Raw genomic sequence first — 21,240 nt, 5'->3', positions numbered from 1 at the left:
AGAGTCCGAAGAAAATTTGACCTATTTAGAGGTAAATATGTGAAATTGTAAGCTGCCCGATAGTCTGTAAACAATTAAATATTAGTGACGAAACACTCAAAAATTGTCTTTGGCTTTTAATTTTTGACACAATTCCACTCAAAATTTAAACATAACCTTATACTATCGATAAACACAACATGTTGTTGTATTCTTGGAATACGCTTTCCGGTTCAGCATCAACAAAAACGAACTGACAGTTGGAGTGAAGGCACTATGAATCTAGCAATCAGCACGCTCATCGAATGGGGCATTCCCCTGATCTGCATCTTACTTGCGTTGCTCTCGATTAGTTATGGCCTACAGCAGTTTCGCCGTGCTACGGTTATTGCCAGCCAGCAACATACTTCAGATGCGAACCGCAGAAGCCCTTCCCTCATTCCAAGTACGTTACTTATTCTATCAACCCTGAGCTGGCTGGGCCTGGCAACGGCCTTTAACAGCTGGACAGCTCAAAATCAACATCCTACCATCGTGCCGGTGCTCACGGCCTCAGACCTCAACCAGTTACCCGCCACTTCCGCCGGAGAGCCGATGTTTATCTCTCATGCGCCTCGTGTAATTGACCCGGCACCCGCATCCGATATCGCCAAAACCGCAAATTTCGCTGAAGAACTGACAGAATCGATGCAAAATATCGATTTACGCAAACTAAGACGCCATGTGTATCAACTGTTGTACGGTTCCCAACAATTTCTCGAGGGCGCACCAATCGTTGCCATAAATTTGCTACATGATCAGCACCGGGAAACCATAAAATATCTGGGCGATGAAAAGCCAGGCTTGCTGACGATCATCCACCAGGATGGAAGAAACGCTGGTGTTGTGGTTTATGTTCCTCAAATTGTGGGGGATCAACTGCTTTACACATCCATCTCGAGCGCTTCCGCAATGAACCGTGCAACACCGTCATATTCAAGCAATCCAAAATAAGCAGAGACGACTTGTTTGGATTCGGGTAAGATGCATAGCGCGCTCGAAATACCTGAACCTGGCGACTGGATTTTGCGGGTACAGGATTTTGCCACTACAATAGCTTGATAGAAAAATAGATTAGCGCTTCGCAACCTCTGTCAGCAACGGATATTGATTCGATTCCCTGCTGTGCGCTTACTTCAGGAACTCACAGACCATTCATGCCAACGTTCATAGATTTTGAAGCCTCCAGCCTGGATTTGATCAGCAGCTTTCCAATCGAGGTCGGAATCTGTAAAGCGGATGGTTCCATATTCAACTGGCTCATCAAACCCCACGTACTCTGGAAGGACTGGTCCGAGAAGTCGGAGAGCATTCACGGAATCACACGCCATCGACTTGAAGAAGAAGGCATTCATCTGGTTGAAGTCGCTGAAGCATTAAATGAACACATACCGGAAATTGCTTACTGTGATGCCTGGACGTTCGACTCCTTTTGGCTGCATCGCTTGTTCAGAGGTGCCAAGCTTAAACCGACATTCAAGCTTGAGAGCATCTCAATGCTACTTGACAGTTATCAAGTGCAACGCTGGCAAAGTACCCGTAACACCATCATTGAAGAGCTCAAAATTCCCACCCATCGCGCAGCCAATGATGCTTTAATTCTGCACAAAACCTGGAAGTCATTGCAGCATTAGATCCTTTCGAATCTAATCATCACTGTAAATCTCCAAAAGCTGTAAATATTCATTGAAAATTTATCCGGCATCGATACACTACAAAAATAGCGTTAACCTGATTCAAAAAGATATTTAGTTATGAACATTAAACCTTCAGACATCCAGATGCCCGACTGCAAGCCAGATAGAATTGGCACTGCGGTCTTAGCAGCCCATTTGCAGGTATTTGGTCGCACACCTGTTTGCGATGTGCTGATGAACGAACTGATGGCCGGAGGTGCTTCATTCGTGTTCTTACCTAGAGCTTAACAGACAACATACTGGGCGGCTCTGAGGAGCTGCCCTGACAAAAAACCCGGTGGCTCCCAAGCCCCCGGGTTTTTTATTTATAGGGTGAAAAATATGAAAAAACGAACACCAAAACAACGGCAGGAAAATCGAGATGCTCCAGTCAGACGCCCTAAAACTCTCCCGTTTTTAGATGCAATCTGCAAGAAGTTGAATCAACGGGTCAATATGGAAGACGAACAGCGCGTGATCGGTGTATATGAGCGAGGCTGGATATTCAAAGGCGTTCTGGCAAACCTGGAGGGAGATGAAGCACGTTACGTTCGAACCCTTGCGACAAAATATAATTCCTGGATTGCGCGCCAGGTCGCTTAACGGTCAAACAGGGCTCGGTATTCTATACCAAGCCCTGGTCTGGCTCCTGGATCAACATATAGTTGTTAATCACATCCAGAATTTTTTCGTAAGAGTAAGGCTTCACAACATAACCATTCGCTCCGGAACTAATGGCTGTTTGAATACTTTCTATCGAATCATCCCCGGTTACCAGTACTACAAACGCATCTTTTTTCAAACGCTTGAATGAACTTAACAGCTTAAGACCGTCCATATCGGGCAAACCGATATCCAACATAACAATGTCATAAAACTCTTCAAGATACTTTTGAATCGCATTATTTCCATCTTCAGCTTCACCAATCCGGCTCACACCAATTTGACTCAGCGTTTTTCTCAAAAGTGACCGCATTTCCGGGTCATCTTCTACAATCAGAACACTGACTTCTTGCATAATATTATCCTTATTTTCGCTCCCCTTAAGACTGCAATCTTATTCGGTCAAGCCAACGATCGTTACGTCTGTATAATCGCGTCGATCGTAATGATACAAAACGCTAGGTTACTGATTTCGGCGCCTTTATTTACCCAGCCCTTGTATAACAATAGGCTTGGGCCGCTCATCATCAATTCTATCCTCATCGGTCGAATTTTTAAATTGACCCGGCGAGCTCGTTTCGGAGTTCTGATTAAGGATTTTTGTGACGCCTATGGCTATTGTATAGAGAGTTATCGCAACAATCAGCAGGATCGGCTGAATAAACACAACAAATTTGGGTGCCTCTTCCTCTAAACCAACCATCTTTGTAATGAGCATCAATGCAGGACCCATAACAAAGAAAATAGTTACCGCAATGAAGAACACAATACGTTCCCGATACTGTCCAATCCGAGAATCACTGATCAAGCCGATAACGAACTTACCCACACTCATACCCGCTATAATTGCGGCCGCCACTGACAAGTCAGGTTGCTTCAGGATTTCAATACCCTCACCATTCCATAAGCGTTGCAGAGCAATCACTAAAAACGGAAACAGAATAAACAAAACATCGGAATAAGTCCCATACATTAAATTAATGCTAAGCGTTTCATTCTTTTTATCCGGTATATCATAGTCTGTGATCATAAATACCCCACGTGGTTAAATCCTGATTATTGGCTTTGTGCACTCACCGGGACGTCGTCATCGACATAACCTTCAACTGCATCTTCGCACTCTGAAATCACATCGTCCATTAACTTTCGGTAAGACTCACTCTCATTATTTTTGATGGCCATATCCAGCAACTTGGCTTTCTCTGTAATGAGTGGGTAGCCCATAGAACCCGCAATACCCTTTATTTGATGGGCGACCTGGCGAACCTCGTCCCAATTTTCCTCAGCAAAAGCCTGTTTCATCGTATCAAGGCGGCTCGGTAAATTCCGTATGAACTCTGTCACAATCGCTCGGAATTCTGCATCTTCGAGTAAAAGATCTTCTTTAGACTGCTCGGTGACTTTTTTCAGATGATTTCCGAGCACGTCATATAACGCTTTTCGATCAACAGGTTTAGCCAACACCCCATCACAGCCCGCACTGTGAAACTCCTGTAAATCATCCTTACAGTCTGATGCCGTAAAAGCGAGAATCGGACGACGAAAACCGGTTTGTCTGAGCATGCGAATAGCCTCCGGACCTTCCATTTCCGGCATATGGTGATCCATTAGCACCAAGTCCACAGTATCCGTCAAGGCCTTCTGAACAGCCAGTTTGCCATTTTCAACAATAATTGCGTTCACACCGACTCGTTTAAGATACTTCTCCATCAGCATTTGATTATCGGTGTTATCTTCAGCGACCAGAACCGTTCCGCAAAATTGGGGGTTATCATCCCCTTCAGGAACCTCACTATCTCTTGGAAGTACCTCCAGGTAACGCTCAAGGGTTTGATAAAATCGATTTTTTTCAATGGGCTTGGCAAGGCAGTCATCACATCCGGCATCTTTATACTCTCGGATATCTTCAGCCATGATGTTGGCAGTCAATGCGATAATTGGCGTACTGTTCCCTGATTTCCGAATGGCCTCAGTGGCATCCCGTCCGTCCATGACCGGCATTTGAATATCCATCAGAATCAGATCAAAGTCTTCTTCTGATGCCGCTTTCAATGCCTCTGCACCGTTATTGACCAAGGTAAGTGTTGCACCGGTTTTCCGGATCAACAACTCTACCAGACGACGATTCACTTCATTGTCTTCGGCATAGAGGATCCGTCCCTTCAATTTAGGCGCTCGGGCGATTCGAATGTTTAGCTGGTTCTCAGTCAACTCACTACTATCTCTTATAAATTGCACATCATCCAGCGATCCCGTTGCCAGGGACACTTCAAACTCACTACCCTGTCCGTACGTGCTGGTCACGCGGATCGTTCCGCCCAGCATCTCAGCCAGTCTCTTGGAAATGTTTAAACCGAGTCCGGTTCCCCCATACTCACGGGCAATAGACGGGGATGCCTGGGCAAAGGCATCGAATAAACGGGTCATTTGCTCTGGCTTGAGGCCGATCCCAGTATCCACCACTTTAAAATAGATCATTTCCTGTTCACGATCGCAACGTATATTGATACGAATACTGCCACGATCTGTAAATTTAAGCGCATTACCACATAAATTTATCAGAATCTGTTTGATCCGAGTGGAATCTGTCTGGACACTCGCAGGAACAGGAAAATCATACTGAATCGAAAATTCCAGACCTTTTTCATTGGCCTTTGGCTCAAAATAGGATTTAATTTCCGCCATCATTTCCAGTAGCGACACCGGAAGGATTTCTACTTCCAACTTATTTGCATCAATTTTGGAGTGGTCCAGAATATCATTGATCAACTCCAAAAGATGCCGCCCGCTGCGCACTACGGTTTCCGCTGAACGTCTTTTTTCGTCCGGCCCCATACTATCATCGAGCAATGACTCGCCGTAACCAATTATCGCAGTCAGCGGTGTACGGATCTCATGACTCATGTTAGCCAGAAACTGGCTCTTCGCAGCAGCGGATGCCTCAGCCATTTGGCGATGCAATCGTTCCTGCTCACGTTCTTTTTCTACGCGTTCACGCTCTTTTTCTTCAGTAATATCAATCAACGACCCCTCCAAATGGGAAGGCGTTCCGTCTTTGTTGTAGATAATACGCAAAGTTGTCGAGCCCCAGCGGGGTTCCCCCAAGCAGGTCTGGTAGGCCGCTTCCAGACCAATAATCTCCTGACCTTTCTGAATGTGGCTGACAACAGAATCACGTACGGAACGATCCATATAACAAGCCGACAATGCATCGGGCGTACTCAAAATCAAATCTCTCGAACTTGAATAGCCCAGGAGTTCCCCCATTGCGGGATTTGCGTCGATAAAATTATGATTCAGCGATATCTGGTAAATGCCTTCTACAGCATTATCAAACAATGACCGGTAGCGTTGCAAATGACTCACCGCGCGTTGATTCGCATCTAATGCCATACGCTGTGCCACTTTGATACGATCCGCAAGGGCAAAGGAAATCAGAACCAGTTGGAAGGCGACACCAAACTGGGGAGAATTAGCGGTTAACAAATTCCAGGGCAAATTTCCCGTGACGGCCAAGCCATAGACACCAACCCCACCGAAATTAAGTATCCAGGCAACAAAATACAACTGCGCCCCCGGGAATCCTCGAACCATCGCACTGTAGCCAAACCAGGTAATCACTACAGTACAGAAAATGGTACCCACAACAGCCCATTGAATGGCAACAACGATTTCCACCATCGAAGACAGGATCAGAGACAAAACCGATGCCTGAGCCAGCACCTTGATAATACGATCCATATCCGGAGCATTTTTGGGCGAATTCACGAAATAACGCAGCATCAGAAATGCCCCGGTCCAGGCTAGCCAGATGTAGATGGCCAAATAACGACGGTGGAACATCTCGGGGATATCACCAAACATCTGCAAACCGTGCACCCGCTCCGTCGTCGTGAACAACAGATATCCGACGATATAAAACACGTAAAAGAAATAGGCTTTTTCCCGAACGGTCCAGAATACAAAAAAGTTGTAACTGATCATGATCGCCATGCTGCCCAGGAAAATGCCGTAAAACAGTTCCACCAGAGCAACATGCTCGGAAAATCCTTTTTCGGTCCAGAGCGTCATTGGTATATGGATCGTAAAGTCACTTTTTATCCGGACATAAGTGACCACAGGCTTGTGTTTTTCGAGTTTGATTGGGAAAACAAAGCTGGGGTTAGGGATATAACGCTGGGAAATAGGTACTTCGTAACCACTTCGAAACTGTTGATAATTACCCTGTTCATCAACAACAAATACATCAGCAATATCCAATAGCGGCAAATCCAGCTCTAACCAATACTCCCGCTTCGGAAAACTGCCTTTGTATTCCATCGGTAGCCTGACCCAGATTGCTGCCCCGGTATAGCCGAAGCTCAGTGGCCCTTCAGGATTGAATTTGAATGGAATGGACGCGTCCCGCTTGATCACCTCATCAATCGTGAGTGTACCGGGGTGATCCTCGAAATATCGTAAACGCTGATTTAAATCATATTCTGGAATCTCATCATAGAGGTCTATCCGGACTTGCGGACCAATTGGCACACTAGATAGCTCGTTAGCATTTCCATATGACCCCGGCCACAACATAACGAGCCCGAAGAAAATCAGCAGTGTCCAAAGCGTGTAGCCACTCGCCTGGAAATATGGATTGCGACAATGCACCCGAAATCAAACCCATGTATTTGATGAAAAAATACTCAGAAAAACTCTGTCCCATCGTTTACTATAGACTGAAACGACAACAATTGCAGTGCTCTGTGCGCAGTAGAATCCAACTCAAAAGACCAACACGATGCGAGCACCCTACTGGGAGCAGCAATTGTCCCAATTTCGTAATGACAATAATGGGTTATGGTTCGCAAGAATTTACAATAATGCTTGCGAGAACTGCATAAAACTGTACGGTAGTTACAGTTATTAACCCTTGCTATCAGGAATGATCATGCCTTCTTTCCCCAAATCAGTACTGTCTTTGGTCATCGGTGTTCCCATGACTCTGGTATTAACCGGATGCGGCTCCTCCGGGCCAAGCGTGGAACCCAGTAGTTGTTCAGACCCGTCGCTGAGAGTGAACTACGGCAGGGGAACATTTCGCGTTACTGAAAATTTGTCGCGAACTTACTTCGATGACTTCCTGAAGGGCTCACGGGCCAGTGATGGAAGCCAATCTGAATCAGGGCAGCTGTTACTGGCGTTTCTGACCGAGAAAATTATGGTGGCAACAGGTGCCAGCGGTGACCCAGCCTCTGTTAACAGTTATAACAATCCATTAGATCTGATCGAAGAAGCAATCGCCAATGACGAAATTGCAAATATCAACGATGGTCGCCGCATGATTCAGCAAAGTATTGCTGACGATGTAAGCTGCGTCTACAACAATAATCATATTGTTGGCAACAGGGGCGTTTTTATACAAGCTGAAGACAGTGAACTGGAATATCGATATACCATCGACTTCCGAAATAGCGTAAACAGTACAAACCCAAATGGCGACTTTGTAACCCGCACTATTGTAGAAACCACCTCCACTCAGGATGGCAGCCCTGTCGATGACAATCTATCACTGCAAACTGGTGCTACATTCAGTTCAGCTACTTATTCGGCAAGCACATTTGCAGCACAAGGCTACGATACCCCATGGACATTGATCGGTTCCTTCGCCACGAATGATACCGCCAGCGCAACGATCGAAAAAGATTTCCTCACCCATAACAGCGACACCGCAGAATACGCCGATGAAGAGGCTTTCACACCTGCACCGAGCGTAGACCCTGTCAAGCGCTTGAAGTTCGTCATTGATTATTCCAGCACTGAAGTCAGTATTTATACGTCTTCGTTTATCGATGCACTCGAATGGCGTTGCACGGAGGGTTCAACAGCTTGTGCAACCACTTTGAATGGTGAGACTCTGACAAACGGAACGATCTTGTTCGACCCGTCAGAAGAGCTTATCAGCTCGATTCGCCAACTGCAGAGGGACAGTCAATTCGTTTCAGATAATCCGGAATGGGAAGTCGTAAATTATGAAGACCCTAACTATGACACGTTAGATGCTGAACCGCTGGAAACCTATATTGGCACTCCGGTGTTGAATCGCGCCTTCAACTAATAATAGGCATAGAAACAGAAACACATCATCTGTTCTGGACCAGATCGATTCACAATTACTGAACGCTCTGTGTCCGGTCAAAAATGTGGCAATCAATCATTTCAACTAACTGCGTGTTGCGCGCCACCACATCAGTGTAATAATTCAGTATTTTGAAGTTGGGACAAGGTTGTTGCCGCAACATCTCAAGCTGTTCGTATGCTTCCTGAATTTCCTGCTCTAACTTTTCCCGCTGGGCTTCTAGTGTCGTTGTCATGTCACGTCCCCTGCTCAATATATGAACAGAATATACATTTTTTTCAGCCCACAACGGCACTGGTTAACACTCTGCCGTAAGAATATGTTCACCTTTGTTTCAAAGTGTAAATCTTAACGTGGGAGGCGGTAATTCGCAGGCCATAACCTATCAGGACATTCAGGCTTAATCACGGTCAACCAAAACAAAAACAGCGTCCGAAGACGCTGTGTTTTTGTTTAGCAGATGAGCTTAAAGCAACTACGAGACAGTATTCACGTTCAGACCCAAGGCACTTTCCGCGGTTTCACTGGTAATCCGTTCACGAATATCGCTAAAGGCATCATTTTCCCGACTCTGCTCGGGAACTTCAACTCCAGTTGTCCCTGAAGCCTGTCCAGAGGGACTATCCGTTTCATTCGATTCCACGCTTTCCGGATCCTGTCTTGCCAAAGATTGCGCCGGTGGAGCAACATTGACTACTTCAGCTTGTTGTTGGGCCTCAACCTGTTCTTCCTGCTGAATCCGTTCAGATGATGCGCGCTCCAAAGCCGATCGTTGCAACTGACGCTCAAACGCAGCCGCAGTTTCTTGTAAATTCGCTTCTCGGCGTGCTTCGGTCTGATCTTCTGACGACCTTAACGCTTGCACATTCGCTTCAGCTCGATCAAACGCCTCACCATCCTGCGCGGCACGCCGTGCGGCATTGGAATCACTACTACCGTTAGTTGCGTTTACCGTATTGGCAGAACCATTGTTTAACGGCGATGGCGCATTGCCACGGTCAATTGTATCATTTTGAGTTAAATCAGGACTTTCAAACTGGCTAACAGAACGCCGTCCGTCCCGCGCCGCATCACTGTTACGATCAGCAAGCGCTGGATTGGGGTACCCCAACCTTTGATTGTTCAAAGCACCTACTTCTGCCATCACACACCTTCCAGAACACTCAATCGTGAAACTCGATTAAAGTACAACTACTCGTACTTGATCTTGTCACCTGACACAAACACGCCCGAAGTTATATGATTCATCGAGCGCTTGATTAAAATATAACCTATTATACGGTAATTCTAAAGTAAAATCAGCCGGACGGCCTCCTGGGGGTTAACTTCCCCAACGTCTTAGCGCCAAGATGTCTTAACACCTGTTTATAAATTACAGGAACGCATAAAGTGCTGCTTGTTTTCGATAATACGCTGATATGTCGAGATCATCAGATCACGATTCTTGCTGTTTGAACCACGAAGCAACCGAACCCGTTCTTCCAATTCCATTACTTCCTGATGTAATTTCGCTTTGAGGTTGTGTTTTACTTCGTCGTAATAAAGTGATTTGATCGGCGATTCCATAACCAGTACATCCTTGTTATCCTGTGTCAGATTATTTTTTAACCTATTTTGCTATACAATTGACCCTTAATCAAGTTTCGGGCGCATTACAACTGCTTCATGTGTATCTTTCAGCAGCACAAAATTCGACAAAAGTTGCTTATGGTGCTTTGCTATTCTTACTAGACACCAATTTGGACAAAGGGACAGACTATGAGTTCAGCGACAATAGCTGATGCACTCCGCGAATTCTTAACTTTGAACGAACTCCTCGATAATGCTTACTGGGAAACGTCGACTCTGGCTCATAAAGACTTCGTATACGATATCATCAGTATTCTCCATCACGAATTGAGTGAACTGAACAAGTTAAGCATCCAGGATCATCACTATCCTTATGAAATCATTACCGAAGGTATACGACATCTAAAGGCTAAACTGGAAAGCCTGAGCGACCAGTCGGAGAATATCGTTTTGCGGACCAGTTCGCGCCTGGATTTGCATGAAAGTATCACTGAAGTTGTGAAAATTCTGGATCAGCAAAACCACAGTTCCGGTGACTTCAAATAACAACCATTAATTCAAACGCGAAGTTCAACCTGAAGCGTACAGATCAGAAGCCAATACGTTCTGTACGCCCTTTAGCAAATCAAGACACTGCAGAGAACACAATCTTAAAGCCGCATCAAGCCGCTTCACTCAAATTATGTAACTTGCTGCAGTTGCGCCCCACGGTCAGTACAAAATTAATCAACGATGGAATATGGTGCGCTACGATTGGAATGCCATTCGTCAGAAGCGCCACAGAAATGTCCCGCTCCGGATCTGCCCAGCACAGTTTATTGATTAATCCGAGGTGTCCATAGGCTTTTCCGCTCTGTGGCCCCCAAAATCCGAATGGCTCTCCGCCCAACATCATCCCGGCACTATAGCGCATCGGTAACATCAGCGTTCGGTCAAACTGCAGGGCTCCGAATTCCTGCGTCGCTCGGCGAACCGTAAGCGGTTTACAAACCTGCTTGCCCTGATACATGCCATCATCCAGCATCATCTGAAAAAAGCGTGATATTTCTTCGGCCGTGCCCACAAGATTACCCGCCGGGATAACGGTTTGTTGAAACCGGGGGCCAGGGCAACCTAGCAATAAATGATCAATTTGATTGAACGTTATTTGAACGTTTAAGTTGAAAAATACTCAGTCACAAGCCATTTTGAATGGAATCCAATAGATTATTCAATGCTCCTCGGAGAGCAACAAGCCCTTTTGCTTTGAGTCGTTCTTGTATGATCGTGAATTGATTGCAACACGATCAAATTGATCATTTATTGCTAGGTTGCCCTGAACCGGGGGCTTTAACAGTTAACGAAATACTTGACTAAACCTACTCATATACAGTAGCTTGTACAGTATTGTTTTCTCATGGATGGAGGTGATGATCATGGCTGAATTTCTATCGATAGGCGCTGCCGCTTTTCTGCTGGGTGTGGCCGTTTCCACCCTTCGTCGCTGGGAAAAAGAATCACGATTTTTCTCAGATTTCCGTACGCCTGGTGGCCATCGTCGTTACGCGCTTGATAAACTTTTAGCCTTTTGCGGTCAGTCGACTGCTAATGAGCAACGCAGAACAATCTGTTATGCACGCGTCTCTTCTCATGATCAGAAAAAAGATTTGCAAACGCAAATTGCTCGCTTGCAAAAACATGCCAGAGAGGCTGGCTATGAAGCTGTCGAAACCATTGATGATCTTGGCTCAGGATTAAACTATAAAAAACGGGGATTAAAGCGATTAATTAAGTTGATTTGTCAGCGTAAGGTAAAACGACTGGTTATCGTTCATAAAGATCGCTTACTCCGATTTGGGGCTGAATTGTTATTTGCGCTTTGCCAGTTTTACGGTACGGAGGTTGTCATTCTTGAGGAAGTTGAAGAAAACTTTGAACAGCAACTTTGCCATGATGTGTTAGCGTTAATGACGGTCTTCAGTGCGCGATTGCATGGTTCACGTAGTCGTAAAAATCAACGAGCCATCGCCTAGTGGATACGCCAACGAAAACACTCACCTTTGAAACCCGGCTTGATTTGATTCATGAGCAGGATGCGGCATTGTGCCACTATGCCGAGCTGTGGAATCAAGTGAAGTTTCGTTGGTTTGCTAACTTACAAAAGCCTAAAGCCCAGCAATTGAATCGTACCCAGTTTATGCATGAAATGGGGATGCCTTTCAGCTACCGGGTGTTTCAAGGCGTCCGGCAAAGCATTAAAGGTTTAATCCAGTCTTACCAAACCAATCGAAACAACCGATTGGTGACGCTGGACGTTAAAATCAAACAGCTGGAGAAAACGCTCAACAAGCTAAAGCAGCGCTGTGATCATGTTGCAGAGAAAGGCTGCCCGCAACAGGCAAAACAACTTCGCAACAGGCTGCGACAGAAGCAAGTGAAACTGCATCGTTGGCAGCAAAAGCAGGCCGCCTTGGTGGCCGAAAAACAGGAAAACAAAACACCGATTTGTTTTGGTGGTCGAAAGCTGCTGAAAGAGCGACAAACACTAAAATCCAATGAAGGGGTCAGGGATTGGCAATGTCGCTGGCACGAAGCGCGACACCGTGAATTTCTATTAGTGGGTTCTCATGATGAATCCTGGGGCTGTCAAAATGCCCAGCTATCGCCCAGTGAGCAAGAAGATGCTTACCAACTAAAACTCTTGGTGCCCCATCAATTACGCGCCACGTTCGGCACGACCATTAATATTGATCGCCTGCAATTCAAGCATGGTAAGGCGGCTATTGCCCAAGCCGTTTGGCAGAATCAGGTTAAAAAACACGATAAATCAATCAAAGGGCAATCCCTGAGCTTTCGATTTAAGCGAGACAAAAAAGGTTGGCGGTTACTCGTTAGCGTGGAAGTGGCAGGATCAACAGAGCAAGCAGAGTGGATCGATGCTGACCAAGGTGTCATCGGTGTAGATGTCAACCCGGACCACTTAGCGGTCGTCGAGCTGGATCGAAACGGTAACCCACTGCAACACCGAACGTTTGACTTACCGTTACACTATAAGAATGATGCTCAACGGGCAGCCATTATTGGGGATGCCGTACGCGACCTGATGGATTTTGCCGCACAGCAAAGTAAAGCGGTGGTGATCGAAAAGCTGGATTTTCAGCAGAAGAAACGGCAGTACCAAAAGCAGGATCATCCTCAGTATGCCCGCATGTTGAATGCCTTTGCTTACGGCAAGATCAAGGACTTGATTGAAACGCAAAGCATTAAACGCGGCATACACCTTTATCACGTCAATCCGGCTTATACCTCATTATTGGGGCGGATGAAATATCGCGATCGACACGGTTTCTCAGACCACCATGCCGCCGCGTTAGTGATTGGTCGTCGGCATTATGGCTTTAAAGAAAAGCCGCCAAAACAACTCATTGGTATTAACGCGAAGGGTACCGTTAAGACCGAGCATCCGCCTGTAAGGATGGCGCTCGGGGATTATCAGTATTACAACAAACTTCAGCGTTGGTACCAACCACTCGAAAAATCATTAGATTTTCTGAGTGGCTGGCGTCACTTTCGTCGTGTGAATCGGGTTAGTTACTCCGTTGAGGCTCGCCTTGATGGTAGACCGGGCATGAGTCCCGACTTGATTCAGGAAAGCACTACCTTGCTTTCCGCGCACCCTGCGCTGTAGGGATAGGCTCGTTTAAACCTTGAGTAGGTTTAAGCAGGTTTATGAAAACGGTCATTACTCACAGACTCAATAGTATCTATATCTGCCCCCAATGCACGTTTCACAAACCAGGAAATCGGAAATACAGGTTTGGGACCCGTCGCATAGTTCAACGCTATTCCTGAACAGTCACCGGAAGGTATGCCATAGGTGAAGTTTGTCATGGCCAGTGGCTCACGCAATTTCTTCTGGAGGTACTGTTGAATACCTGCGCCTGTAATTTTCTGCACCAGTCTGCCGAGGACGAAACCACCCGTAATGGCATGATAAGCGAGCATATTGCCATCAACCGAAATCGGTTTGGCCTCACACAAAAGGCGCCATATTTCCTCATCGTCCCACAAGGTATCAAGCGGTACATTTGCTGGCAGCCCCGGAATGCCGCCCCGATGGGAAAGAATCTGATGGATCGTGATGTTGCGTTTACCATGTTTGGCAAATTCAGGGAGATAGTAACTTACAGGATCCAGTAAATTAACTTCGGTCTCTTCACACAACATATGGATCAGGAGAGCTGTTACCGCCTTGGAGGATGAAAACAAACACATCGGTGTGCTGGTATCCATCAGTTGCTTTGGCGTATCCCTGCTGTCTTTTGGCCCGTTTCCGGCCCGGTGTCCAATGGCACGATGTAACACAATCTCACCGCGACGCCTCAGACACAACTGAATGGCTGGCTGAGTACCTGAACGATAAAGGGTCTCGACCGCAGACCAGATTCGCTCAACATTGTCAGGGGAAAGATCAACTGCTTCAGCGGCCACTTCAGCATGATGATTGATGGTTGTTACGGTGGATAACTCCGTTGGCACCGCCACGGTGTTCAAGGTTTTACGAATCAGTTTTTTCATAACTCAATTTTCAGTAACCATATTAAAACCGCGATAGCTTGCCATATTTTGTACACACGTACCACATGGATACAGCAAACGGATCAATCCGTGCACAACTCCATCCAGATACCGCTATACTGAATGCTATTGATGTTTCCTACTCAGATTCTGTTAAAGCTTGAACGTGATGCGGACCGGTGTACGAGCGACGCTAATGTGCCATCGAGATCGTTATATTACCGGGACCATTGCATTACCGAACGCAAAAGGAAAACGCCTGTGATCAAGCGCATCCCTATTTCCCAGTTACGTGTGGGTATGTACATCTCTGATCTCAATCGAGACTGGATTCCCCACAACAATGCCCGAAAAAAAGGCCAGATCAAAAACGAAGCCATCATTGAAAAGATCAAAAGCCTGGGTGTTACGGATTTGTACATCGACACCATGAAAGGTGACGATACCCAGGACGGCATTCCCGCAAACGAAGTTGATCAACAAAACGAGCAGGACCTGGCCGAAGTGGCAGCCCTCAAACCCCTGACCAAACCCGCAATCAGTATCAAAGATGAAATGATCAGGGCCAGTCAAATTCACAAGGAAGCCACAGGTCTGGTCAGCAACGTAATGGACGACATAAAACTGGGTAAGCAGATTGATGTCTCCTCGGTTGAAGAACTCGCAGATGATATGCTGGACTCCATTTTCCGCAATCACAATGCACTCAGCTGTCTGGGTCGAATTCGCGAAAAAGACCAGTATCTCATGGAGCACTCTGTTAATCTCAGTGTATTAATGTCCGTTTTTGGCCGATCCATCCAACTGGATCGCAACATCATGCAACAAACCATTGTCGGCGCCCTGCTCCATGATATCGGCAAAATTCTCGTCCCGGACGAAATATTGCACAAACCGGATCGTTTAAACGAAGCGGAATTCAGCGCCATGAAACAACATGTCACGCACAGTGAAGAGATTCTCAAGAATACGGAAGGGATCAGTGAACTAACCGCAATTGTAGCAGGCCAGCATCATGAACGAATGGATGGCAGTGGCTATCCGAATGGGTTGAAAGGAGAAGAAATTTCGCCCTATGGGCGCATGGTTGCGATCACCGATGTCTATGACGCGATTACAGCAGATCGCTGTTATCATAAAGGCATGCACCCTACACTCGCCATTAAAAAACTCCTGGAATGGAGCGGCACCCATCTTGATCGTTCATTGGTCGAGCACTTCATACGCTGTGTGGGTATTTACCCGGTTGGTTCTCTCGTGCTCCTGGAGAGCGGTCGCCTCGGAGTGGTCATTGAGAGCAACGAATTCGATCAACGCTTGCCCGTCGTTCGTGTGATGTACCATACGAAGTTTCGCAGCTTTATCAAACTTCAGGTAATTGACTTAGCGAAGCCAGGGGCTCAGGATCGGATCATCAAAGCTGCCGATCCGGACTTTTATAAAATTACCGTGAAAGATTTTCTCTAGAGCGCTGCCATTGCTACAGCGGCGAGCGCATAACTACAGGTTTACCAGTTGCGCTGAACGCATCAAGCAATGCCATTTCCGCTGCCTGTATTAACTCATCGATGGCATGTCCTTCTTCGGGAATTGAGGTGGAAACACCAACTGCAACATGAACTAAAGCCTCCTGCTCGGTCTTGACGTGCTGAGTCAGTTGCCGAATGAGATCACTCACTTGTTGGTGGAGTCTGTTCGACATTAACTCCACCTCTTCCCAGCCCATTCCCGCCGAAATCATTACGAAACGGGTATCATCAAAGTGTGCGACCAGATCTGTGCCACGCCGGAAGAGTCCCCGAATTCGATCCGCTGCAGCCTCTTTGAACTTGCTCTCTGATAACTGGCTCCCGTCTTGCGCAACAAGATCAAGGTCTTTCAAACCCAGCATGAACAACGTTATCGGGAGGTGCTGGCGAGTCATCATGGACCATTCCCGTTCAGCATACTCTTCGAAATAATTACGGTTATACAGAGAAGTCAAAGCATCAATGGATAATGCCGTTTCGTGCCCGGTATTTTCCGGCCCGGTTTCTGCCAGGAAAATTTCCGATTCCAACACGGCCTGAAATGCACTCACGCGTTGCGATACATCACGACAGATTCCGACGTAATAAGGCGGTTGACCCGGAAGCATCAAGGGCGAACCACTCACTTCAAGCCAACGTTCGCTGCCATCTCGACACAAAACACTGACCGTAACCAGACATTCCAGTTTTTTTGCGATCGCTCGACGAAACGTCTGTGCCGCCAATGGACGGGTTTGCTTGCCCAATAAAGCACGGGTGCCCTGCCCGACGATATCATTTTCCCGATAACCCAGCATGTTCAGAAATGCCGGGTTGGCAAATACAATCTCGTTTTTTTGACTGCTTAAATCTGTGACGACGATTCCATCACGCACATGGGCAACCAGATCTCCCATCAAACCGTCTACACTCAACGGCTGTCCCATACTGGAAGCCCTCTTCACACCTATCAGGTGCTTGTTAATCCTGTCTGAGTCGCTGGTAAACAGACGCCATTAATGCCTCCCGGTGAGGCATTTGAAACACACCGGCCAATTGAACATCCGGATTCAACAACAAAATATGAGTACTGTGGTCCACGAGATAATCATCCATCGCTTCCAGTCCGGTATTTTCCGAATTATTCGGCTGATTACCCTGACCTGCCTCAAAGTTCTGCGCCTTCATCGAATCCCCGTTATCTTGACTTCCGCCCGGTTGCTTATCAGGAATACGAAATCCGACATTGACAGATCGAGCCAGTGCCGTAATGGCATTCACATCCCCGGTCAGACCCAGATAGTCCGGATTAAAAAACGCCAGGTATGCGTTGAGTCGTTCAGGTGTATCCCGTTTCGGGTCGACTGAAACCATCACAAAACGGGTATCATCCAGAAAACCGCTCTCTGAAAGCGCCTTTTCCAGCTTTTTAAACGTAACCAAAGTCGTCGGGCAAATATCCGGGCAATAGGTATAACCAAAGAAAACGAAAGACCATGTACCTTCGAGATCACGGATATTGAATGGATTACCCTGTTGATCCAATAACGCCACAGCGGGCACTGTGGTACCCTCTTCATGGATATATATTCCTGATTTTGCCAGGTTTTCGAGATAGGATTGCGGTAGTGCCCCACCGCTTCGCTGGCCAACGATTATGGCAATAACCAACCCCACCACGAATGCCGAAAGACCCGATATCAGCACCATTTTCTTAACTTTCGATGTCAACTTCGTACTCCTTTTCAATTTAATGGGATTGCCGCTCAGGCTATTTTTACCGCTTAGACTATTTGGTAGTTTTAATAAACTCTGCAGGCGCTGCTCATCGCCAAGGAACCATCTTATACTCAGCAGGGGGTATTTGCTCTACGTACATACCAAAATAGACTAACCGCAGCCTTTATCTCACCCAGTTCTCTTCTACACTGTAATTAGAGCGTGTTGACGTTTCAGTTTAAAGAGTAGGTATAAGCGCAGGAACCTACATGACACCGGATAAAATCATCTTTTTAATTCAGAAGGCCAAAGCGGACGAGGCTAAAACCGGTCACTTCGCCCGTCTGATGAACAGTAAGCTGGGCGAACTGCATCTGATTATTGGCCTGCATGGTGACAGCCCGCAGGATTGTCTGTTCAATTTTGCGGTTGAGTATATCGAAATGGCACCGCGCCTCATTGAATGTGTTGAAGCCTGTGCCAGAGAAGCGGACGAGCAGGATCTTTTTCAGCCATTCATTGACACCGCCATCAACTACTTTATACAACCCTCAGTGATATTCTCCAAATATGTGGGCCTTGACGGACTGCTGATGAATGCCTATCTGTGTCATCGACTCATTGAAGAGATGTATGAGAATAATAAAAGTATTCGAAACAGCAACCTGGTCGATGTCAAAACCACCGAAGCAAATCTGTTGGCCCACCATTTGATTGGTGAGCCTTTTTCCAACGAACTGGATCAATCAATTTTGATTACAGTCTGCCAGCTGATGGGTGCGCCCAGTTACTATGAGCTGGATCTCAATCCATTTGTCAGACAGGTCAAACACAAAGCCTGGAACTGGATGCGGGATTACTGGAATTCCTTGCTGGAACGCAATCAGATACGTTTCAATTTTTCAATGCGTTCCGGTTGATTTTCATTTTTTCAAACCGGGCTGGCCTTACCTGGCCAGTCGGGCAATCACTTCCCGGGCTCCAGAATGCGTACCACAGCTATATCATCTGCTGCAGATGATGCCGCTTCCGGTGTATCAACCTGATTGACCCGGGTTTTCAACTCGGTAAAGCTGGATTCAGTCTGGCTGTCTTCGTAACCACAACTGATACACTCCCGGTAAGTCGTTTCTGCTTCCCGGTACATAACCAGTTTGTCCATTTCGGCACAGCGTGGACAGACTGCCCCGGCAATAAATCGGCGTTTCGTTGTCATAAGGACTCCTCCTTCGTGTATTTTACCACTCAGCAGGCGTCCTTTGGCAAGATCGGAGTTTTTTAGGCCGCTAATCCGGAATGTCTTAATAATGGCTCGACACTGGGTTTGCGACCCCGGAATTCAACAAACAATTCCATCGGCTCCCGGGATCCGCCTTGTTCCAACACCGTGGTTCTGAACAACTCTCCGGTTTTCGTATCAAATATGCCATTTTCTTCAAACAGCGAGAACGCATCCGCAGCCAGTACTTCTGCCCATTTGTAACTGTAATAGCCCGCAGCATAACCACCGGCAAATATATGGGAGAAACTATGGGGGAAGCGATTAAATGCGGGCGGCACAATGACCGCAACTTCATCGCGAACTTCTGCCAGTAAGCGCAATATATCCACAGGCGCGTCCACTTGGTACTCACTGTGCAAGCGGAAGTCAAACAAGGCAAACTCCAGCTGGCGTACCGTAAATAATCCCGCCTGGAAATTACGTGCTTTCAACATTTGCTGGAGCAGAGTATCCGGCAGAGGCTCTCCAGATTCGAAATGTCCGGAGATTAATTCCAGCGCTTCCGGCTCCCAACACCAGTTTTCCATAAATTGACTAGGCAGTTCTACCGCATCCCAGGCGACCCCATTAATACCGGAGACCTCGGACACCTCCATACGTGTCAGCATATGATGCAGACCATGACCAAATTCATGAAACAGTGTAGTCACTTCGTCATGGGTAAGCAGAGCAGGGCGGCCGTCCACCGGATTTGAGAAATTACACACCATAAACGCCACGGGCAACTGGATTTGGCCATCGGCAAGGCGACGACGGGTACGGCAATTGGCCATCCAGGCACCACCACGCTTGTTAGAACGGGCGTACACATCAAAATAAAATGCCGCAATCTGTTCACCGTTACGATGAATTTCAAAAAATTGAACGTCCTCATGCCAAAGCGGTACCGGTGCCGCCACATTTTTGATTTCAATATTGAACAAGCGGGAAGCACAGGTAAACAACCCCTGTAATACCCGTGGTAATGGAAAATAAGGGCGTAATTGTTCCTGGGACAATTGATAACGCTGCTGTTTCAATTTTTCACTGTAGAAGGGGACATCCCAGGCATTCAGTTCAGTGGTTCCATCCAGCTGTTGAGCAAATTCCCGCAGTTCCTGCAAATCCTTTTCGGCGTAAGGCTTGGACTTACTCGCCAGTTCTCTCAGGAAATCCAGCACTTCAGCAGGGGTATTCGCCATTTTCCGGGCAAGAGAACGCTCAGCATAGTTTGCAAACCCCAATAATCCCGCCAATTCTGCACGTACTTGCAAAATATCCTGCATGATCTGGGTGTTATCCCACTTACCCGCATTCGGACCACATTCCGATGCACGGGTATTATAAGCTTCATACATTTGTCGACGTAAATCTGCGTTTTCACAGTAGGTCACCATCGGCAAATAGCTGGGTATATCGAGTGTGAACACTAAACCCGACAAATCCCGTTGCTGTGCAGCCTGTTCTGCAGACTTTAATGCGCTCTCCGGTAATCCCGGCACAGTTTCAGCATCTTCCACGTGCAGTGTCCAGCCTTGGGTCGCATCCAGTACATTATCGGAAAATCGACTGGTCAAATCTGCAAGTTTCTGCGAGAGTGAAGCAAAACGCTGTTTCTTCTCTTCTTCGAGATCGACACCGGAAAGGTGGAAGTCCTGCAGAATATTTTCAATTGCTTTGCATTGTTGCTGAGACAACGTCTTGAATTCATCCGAATCACGGCATTGTTTGTAGGCTTGCCACAAGTCCTTGTTCTGACCCAGTTCAGTACTGTACTCCGTCACTTTTTGCACACAGACTTTATAGGCATCGCGAATCTCGTCACTGTTCATGACGCTGTTCAAATGACTAATGGTCGACCAAACATTCTCCAGACGGTCTTCCAACGCCTCCATCCGTGCGACAAAATCCCGCCAGCCCGGTTGCTGTTGATGCAACAAAACTGAAATTGCTGCCCGATTATCCGCAAGCACGGTATCTATCGCCGGTACGATATGCTCAGCTTTAATTTGATCAAAAGCCGGATAAAGAGTTTCTTGCAAGAGAGGATTGGCCATGTGACGTTCCTGTACTGAATCTTAATTATTCTCAATTGATAGCGCATAATGACATACAAACGGCCATCGTCATACGGTGAATTTGCAATTTTAA

Annotated in this window: 21 protein-coding genes; 9 read left to right on the top strand and 12 right to left on the bottom strand. The window is 46.7% G+C overall.

Annotated features, from left to right (window positions below):
• Nucleotides 1-255 precede the first annotated feature (255 nt).
• The 3 genes from OLMES_RS00330 (at nt 256) to OLMES_RS00320 (ending at nt 2,297) form a co-directional block, all read left to right on the top strand.
• Nucleotides 256-972: a hypothetical protein gene (locus OLMES_RS00330; protein ID WP_087459407.1), complete on the top strand. Its 717-nt coding sequence runs from the start codon at nt 256-258 to the stop codon at nt 970-972.
• 203 nt (nt 973-1,175) lie between these two features.
• On the top strand, nt 1,176-1,652 hold the full coding sequence (locus OLMES_RS00325) for a 3'-5' exonuclease (protein ID WP_087459406.1): 477 nt from the start codon (nt 1,176-1,178) through the stop codon (nt 1,650-1,652).
• 384 nt (nt 1,653-2,036) lie between these two features.
• Entirely contained in the window at nt 2,037-2,297 is a 261-nt protein-coding gene (locus OLMES_RS00320; RefSeq protein WP_087459405.1) for a hypothetical protein, read from the top strand.
• Between the two features lie 22 nt (nt 2,298-2,319).
• On the opposite strand, the gene OLMES_RS00315 is transcribed toward OLMES_RS00320, so the two are convergent.
• From OLMES_RS00315 to OLMES_RS00305, 3 genes are all read right to left on the bottom strand, one after another.
• On the bottom strand, nt 2,320-2,712 hold the full coding sequence (locus OLMES_RS00315) for a response regulator (RefSeq protein WP_087459404.1): 393 nt from the start codon (nt 2,710-2,712) through the stop codon (nt 2,320-2,322).
• Between the two features lie 126 nt (nt 2,713-2,838).
• Nucleotides 2,839-3,387, bottom strand: a complete 549-nt coding sequence (locus OLMES_RS00310) for a hypothetical protein (RefSeq protein ID WP_087459403.1) — start codon at nt 3,385-3,387, stop codon at nt 2,839-2,841.
• A 26-nt stretch (nt 3,388-3,413) separates the two neighbouring features.
• Nucleotides 3,414-6,887: a response regulator gene (locus tag OLMES_RS00305; protein WP_198343165.1), complete on the bottom strand. Its 3,474-nt coding sequence runs from the start codon at nt 6,885-6,887 to the stop codon at nt 3,414-3,416.
• A 400-nt stretch (nt 6,888-7,287) separates the two neighbouring features.
• Here OLMES_RS00305 and OLMES_RS00300 point away from each other — a divergent pair, with 400 nt between their 5' ends.
• Complete coding sequence (locus OLMES_RS00300) at nt 7,288-8,454, top strand: hypothetical protein (RefSeq protein WP_087459401.1); 1,167 nt, start codon at nt 7,288-7,290, stop codon at nt 8,452-8,454.
• Nucleotides 8,455-8,509: 55 nt separating this feature from the next.
• Here OLMES_RS00300 and OLMES_RS00295 read toward each other — a convergent pair whose 3' ends face one another.
• The 3 genes from OLMES_RS00295 to OLMES_RS00285 all read right to left on the bottom strand — a co-directional run bounded on the left by OLMES_RS00295 (nt 8,510) and on the right by OLMES_RS00285 (nt 10,041).
• Nucleotides 8,510-8,710 carry a hypothetical protein gene (locus tag OLMES_RS00295; RefSeq protein ID WP_087459400.1) on the bottom strand — a complete coding sequence of 67 codons (201 nt, stop codon included), beginning with the start codon at nt 8,708-8,710 and terminating at the stop codon, nt 8,510-8,512.
• 240 nt (nt 8,711-8,950) lie between these two features.
• Nucleotides 8,951-9,619, bottom strand: a complete 669-nt coding sequence (locus OLMES_RS00290; RefSeq protein ID WP_087459399.1) for a hypothetical protein — start codon at nt 9,617-9,619, stop codon at nt 8,951-8,953.
• Between the two features lie 221 nt (nt 9,620-9,840).
• Nucleotides 9,841-10,041 (bottom strand): hypothetical protein, encoded by a 201-nt coding sequence (locus tag OLMES_RS00285; RefSeq protein WP_087459398.1) that lies wholly within the window; start codon nt 10,039-10,041, stop codon nt 9,841-9,843.
• Between the two features lie 192 nt (nt 10,042-10,233).
• Here OLMES_RS00285 and OLMES_RS00280 point away from each other — a divergent pair, with 192 nt between their 5' ends.
• Complete coding sequence (locus tag OLMES_RS00280) at nt 10,234-10,590, top strand: hypothetical protein (protein ID WP_087459397.1); 357 nt, start codon at nt 10,234-10,236, stop codon at nt 10,588-10,590.
• 115 nt (nt 10,591-10,705) lie between these two features.
• Here OLMES_RS00280 and OLMES_RS00275 read toward each other — a convergent pair whose 3' ends face one another.
• The gene (locus OLMES_RS00275; protein ID WP_269767734.1) at nt 10,706-11,164 is read right to left on the bottom strand and encodes a serine hydrolase; all 459 of its coding nucleotides are present in this window, start codon (nt 11,162-11,164) and stop codon (nt 10,706-10,708) included.
• Nucleotides 11,165-11,459: 295 nt separating this feature from the next.
• Here OLMES_RS00275 and OLMES_RS00270 point away from each other — a divergent pair, with 295 nt between their 5' ends.
• Both OLMES_RS00270 and OLMES_RS00265 read left to right on the top strand, forming a co-directional pair.
• Complete coding sequence (locus tag OLMES_RS00270) at nt 11,460-12,056, top strand: IS607 family transposase (RefSeq protein ID WP_087464271.1); 597 nt, start codon at nt 11,460-11,462, stop codon at nt 12,054-12,056.
• Entirely contained in the window at nt 12,056-13,711 is a 1,656-nt protein-coding gene (locus OLMES_RS00265) for an IS200/IS605 family accessory protein TnpB-related protein (RefSeq protein WP_087459395.1), read from the top strand. The genes OLMES_RS00270 and OLMES_RS00265 overlap by 1 nt, the downstream gene beginning before the upstream one ends.
• Nucleotides 13,712-13,740: 29 nt before the next feature.
• Here the strand turns inward: OLMES_RS00265 and OLMES_RS00260 are convergent, their stop codons facing one another.
• The gene (locus OLMES_RS00260) at nt 13,741-14,601 is read right to left on the bottom strand and encodes a serine hydrolase domain-containing protein (RefSeq protein WP_087459394.1); all 861 of its coding nucleotides are present in this window, start codon (nt 14,599-14,601) and stop codon (nt 13,741-13,743) included.
• A gap of 261 nt (nt 14,602-14,862) precedes the next feature.
• On the opposite strand from OLMES_RS00260, the gene OLMES_RS00255 reads away from it, so the two are divergent.
• Nucleotides 14,863-16,068 carry an HD-GYP domain-containing protein gene (locus tag OLMES_RS00255; protein ID WP_087459393.1) on the top strand — a complete coding sequence of 402 codons (1,206 nt, stop codon included), beginning with the start codon at nt 14,863-14,865 and terminating at the stop codon, nt 16,066-16,068.
• A 13-nt stretch (nt 16,069-16,081) separates the two neighbouring features.
• Here OLMES_RS00255 and OLMES_RS00250 read toward each other — a convergent pair whose 3' ends face one another.
• Nucleotides 16,082-17,056 carry a sensor domain-containing diguanylate cyclase gene (locus OLMES_RS00250; protein ID WP_087459392.1) on the bottom strand — a complete coding sequence of 325 codons (975 nt, stop codon included), beginning with the start codon at nt 17,054-17,056 and terminating at the stop codon, nt 16,082-16,084.
• Nucleotides 17,057-17,090: 34 nt separating this feature from the next.
• Nucleotides 17,091-17,840 (bottom strand): SCO family protein, encoded by a 750-nt coding sequence (locus OLMES_RS00245; RefSeq protein ID WP_157678071.1) that lies wholly within the window; start codon nt 17,838-17,840, stop codon nt 17,091-17,093.
• A 257-nt stretch (nt 17,841-18,097) separates the two neighbouring features.
• Between OLMES_RS00245 and OLMES_RS00240 the strand changes: the two genes are divergently transcribed.
• Nucleotides 18,098-18,748: a hypothetical protein gene (locus OLMES_RS00240; RefSeq protein WP_087459390.1), complete on the top strand. Its 651-nt coding sequence runs from the start codon at nt 18,098-18,100 to the stop codon at nt 18,746-18,748.
• A gap of 47 nt (nt 18,749-18,795) precedes the next feature.
• On the opposite strand, the gene OLMES_RS00235 is transcribed toward OLMES_RS00240, so the two are convergent.
• Nucleotides 18,796-19,044 (bottom strand): YheV family putative zinc ribbon protein, encoded by a 249-nt coding sequence (locus OLMES_RS00235; RefSeq protein ID WP_087459389.1) that lies wholly within the window; start codon nt 19,042-19,044, stop codon nt 18,796-18,798.
• A gap of 62 nt (nt 19,045-19,106) precedes the next feature.
• The gene (gene prlC, locus OLMES_RS00230; RefSeq protein WP_087459388.1) at nt 19,107-21,146 is read right to left on the bottom strand and encodes an oligopeptidase A; all 2,040 of its coding nucleotides are present in this window, start codon (nt 21,144-21,146) and stop codon (nt 19,107-19,109) included.
• Nucleotides 21,147-21,240 lie beyond the last annotated feature (94 nt).

Source organism: Oleiphilus messinensis (assembly GCF_002162375.1).
Classification (GTDB): Bacteria; Pseudomonadota; Gammaproteobacteria; order Pseudomonadales; family Oleiphilaceae; genus Oleiphilus; species Oleiphilus messinensis.
The sequence above is the reverse complement of the archived record's forward strand: the minus strand, read 5'-3'. Positions and strand labels throughout refer to the sequence as shown.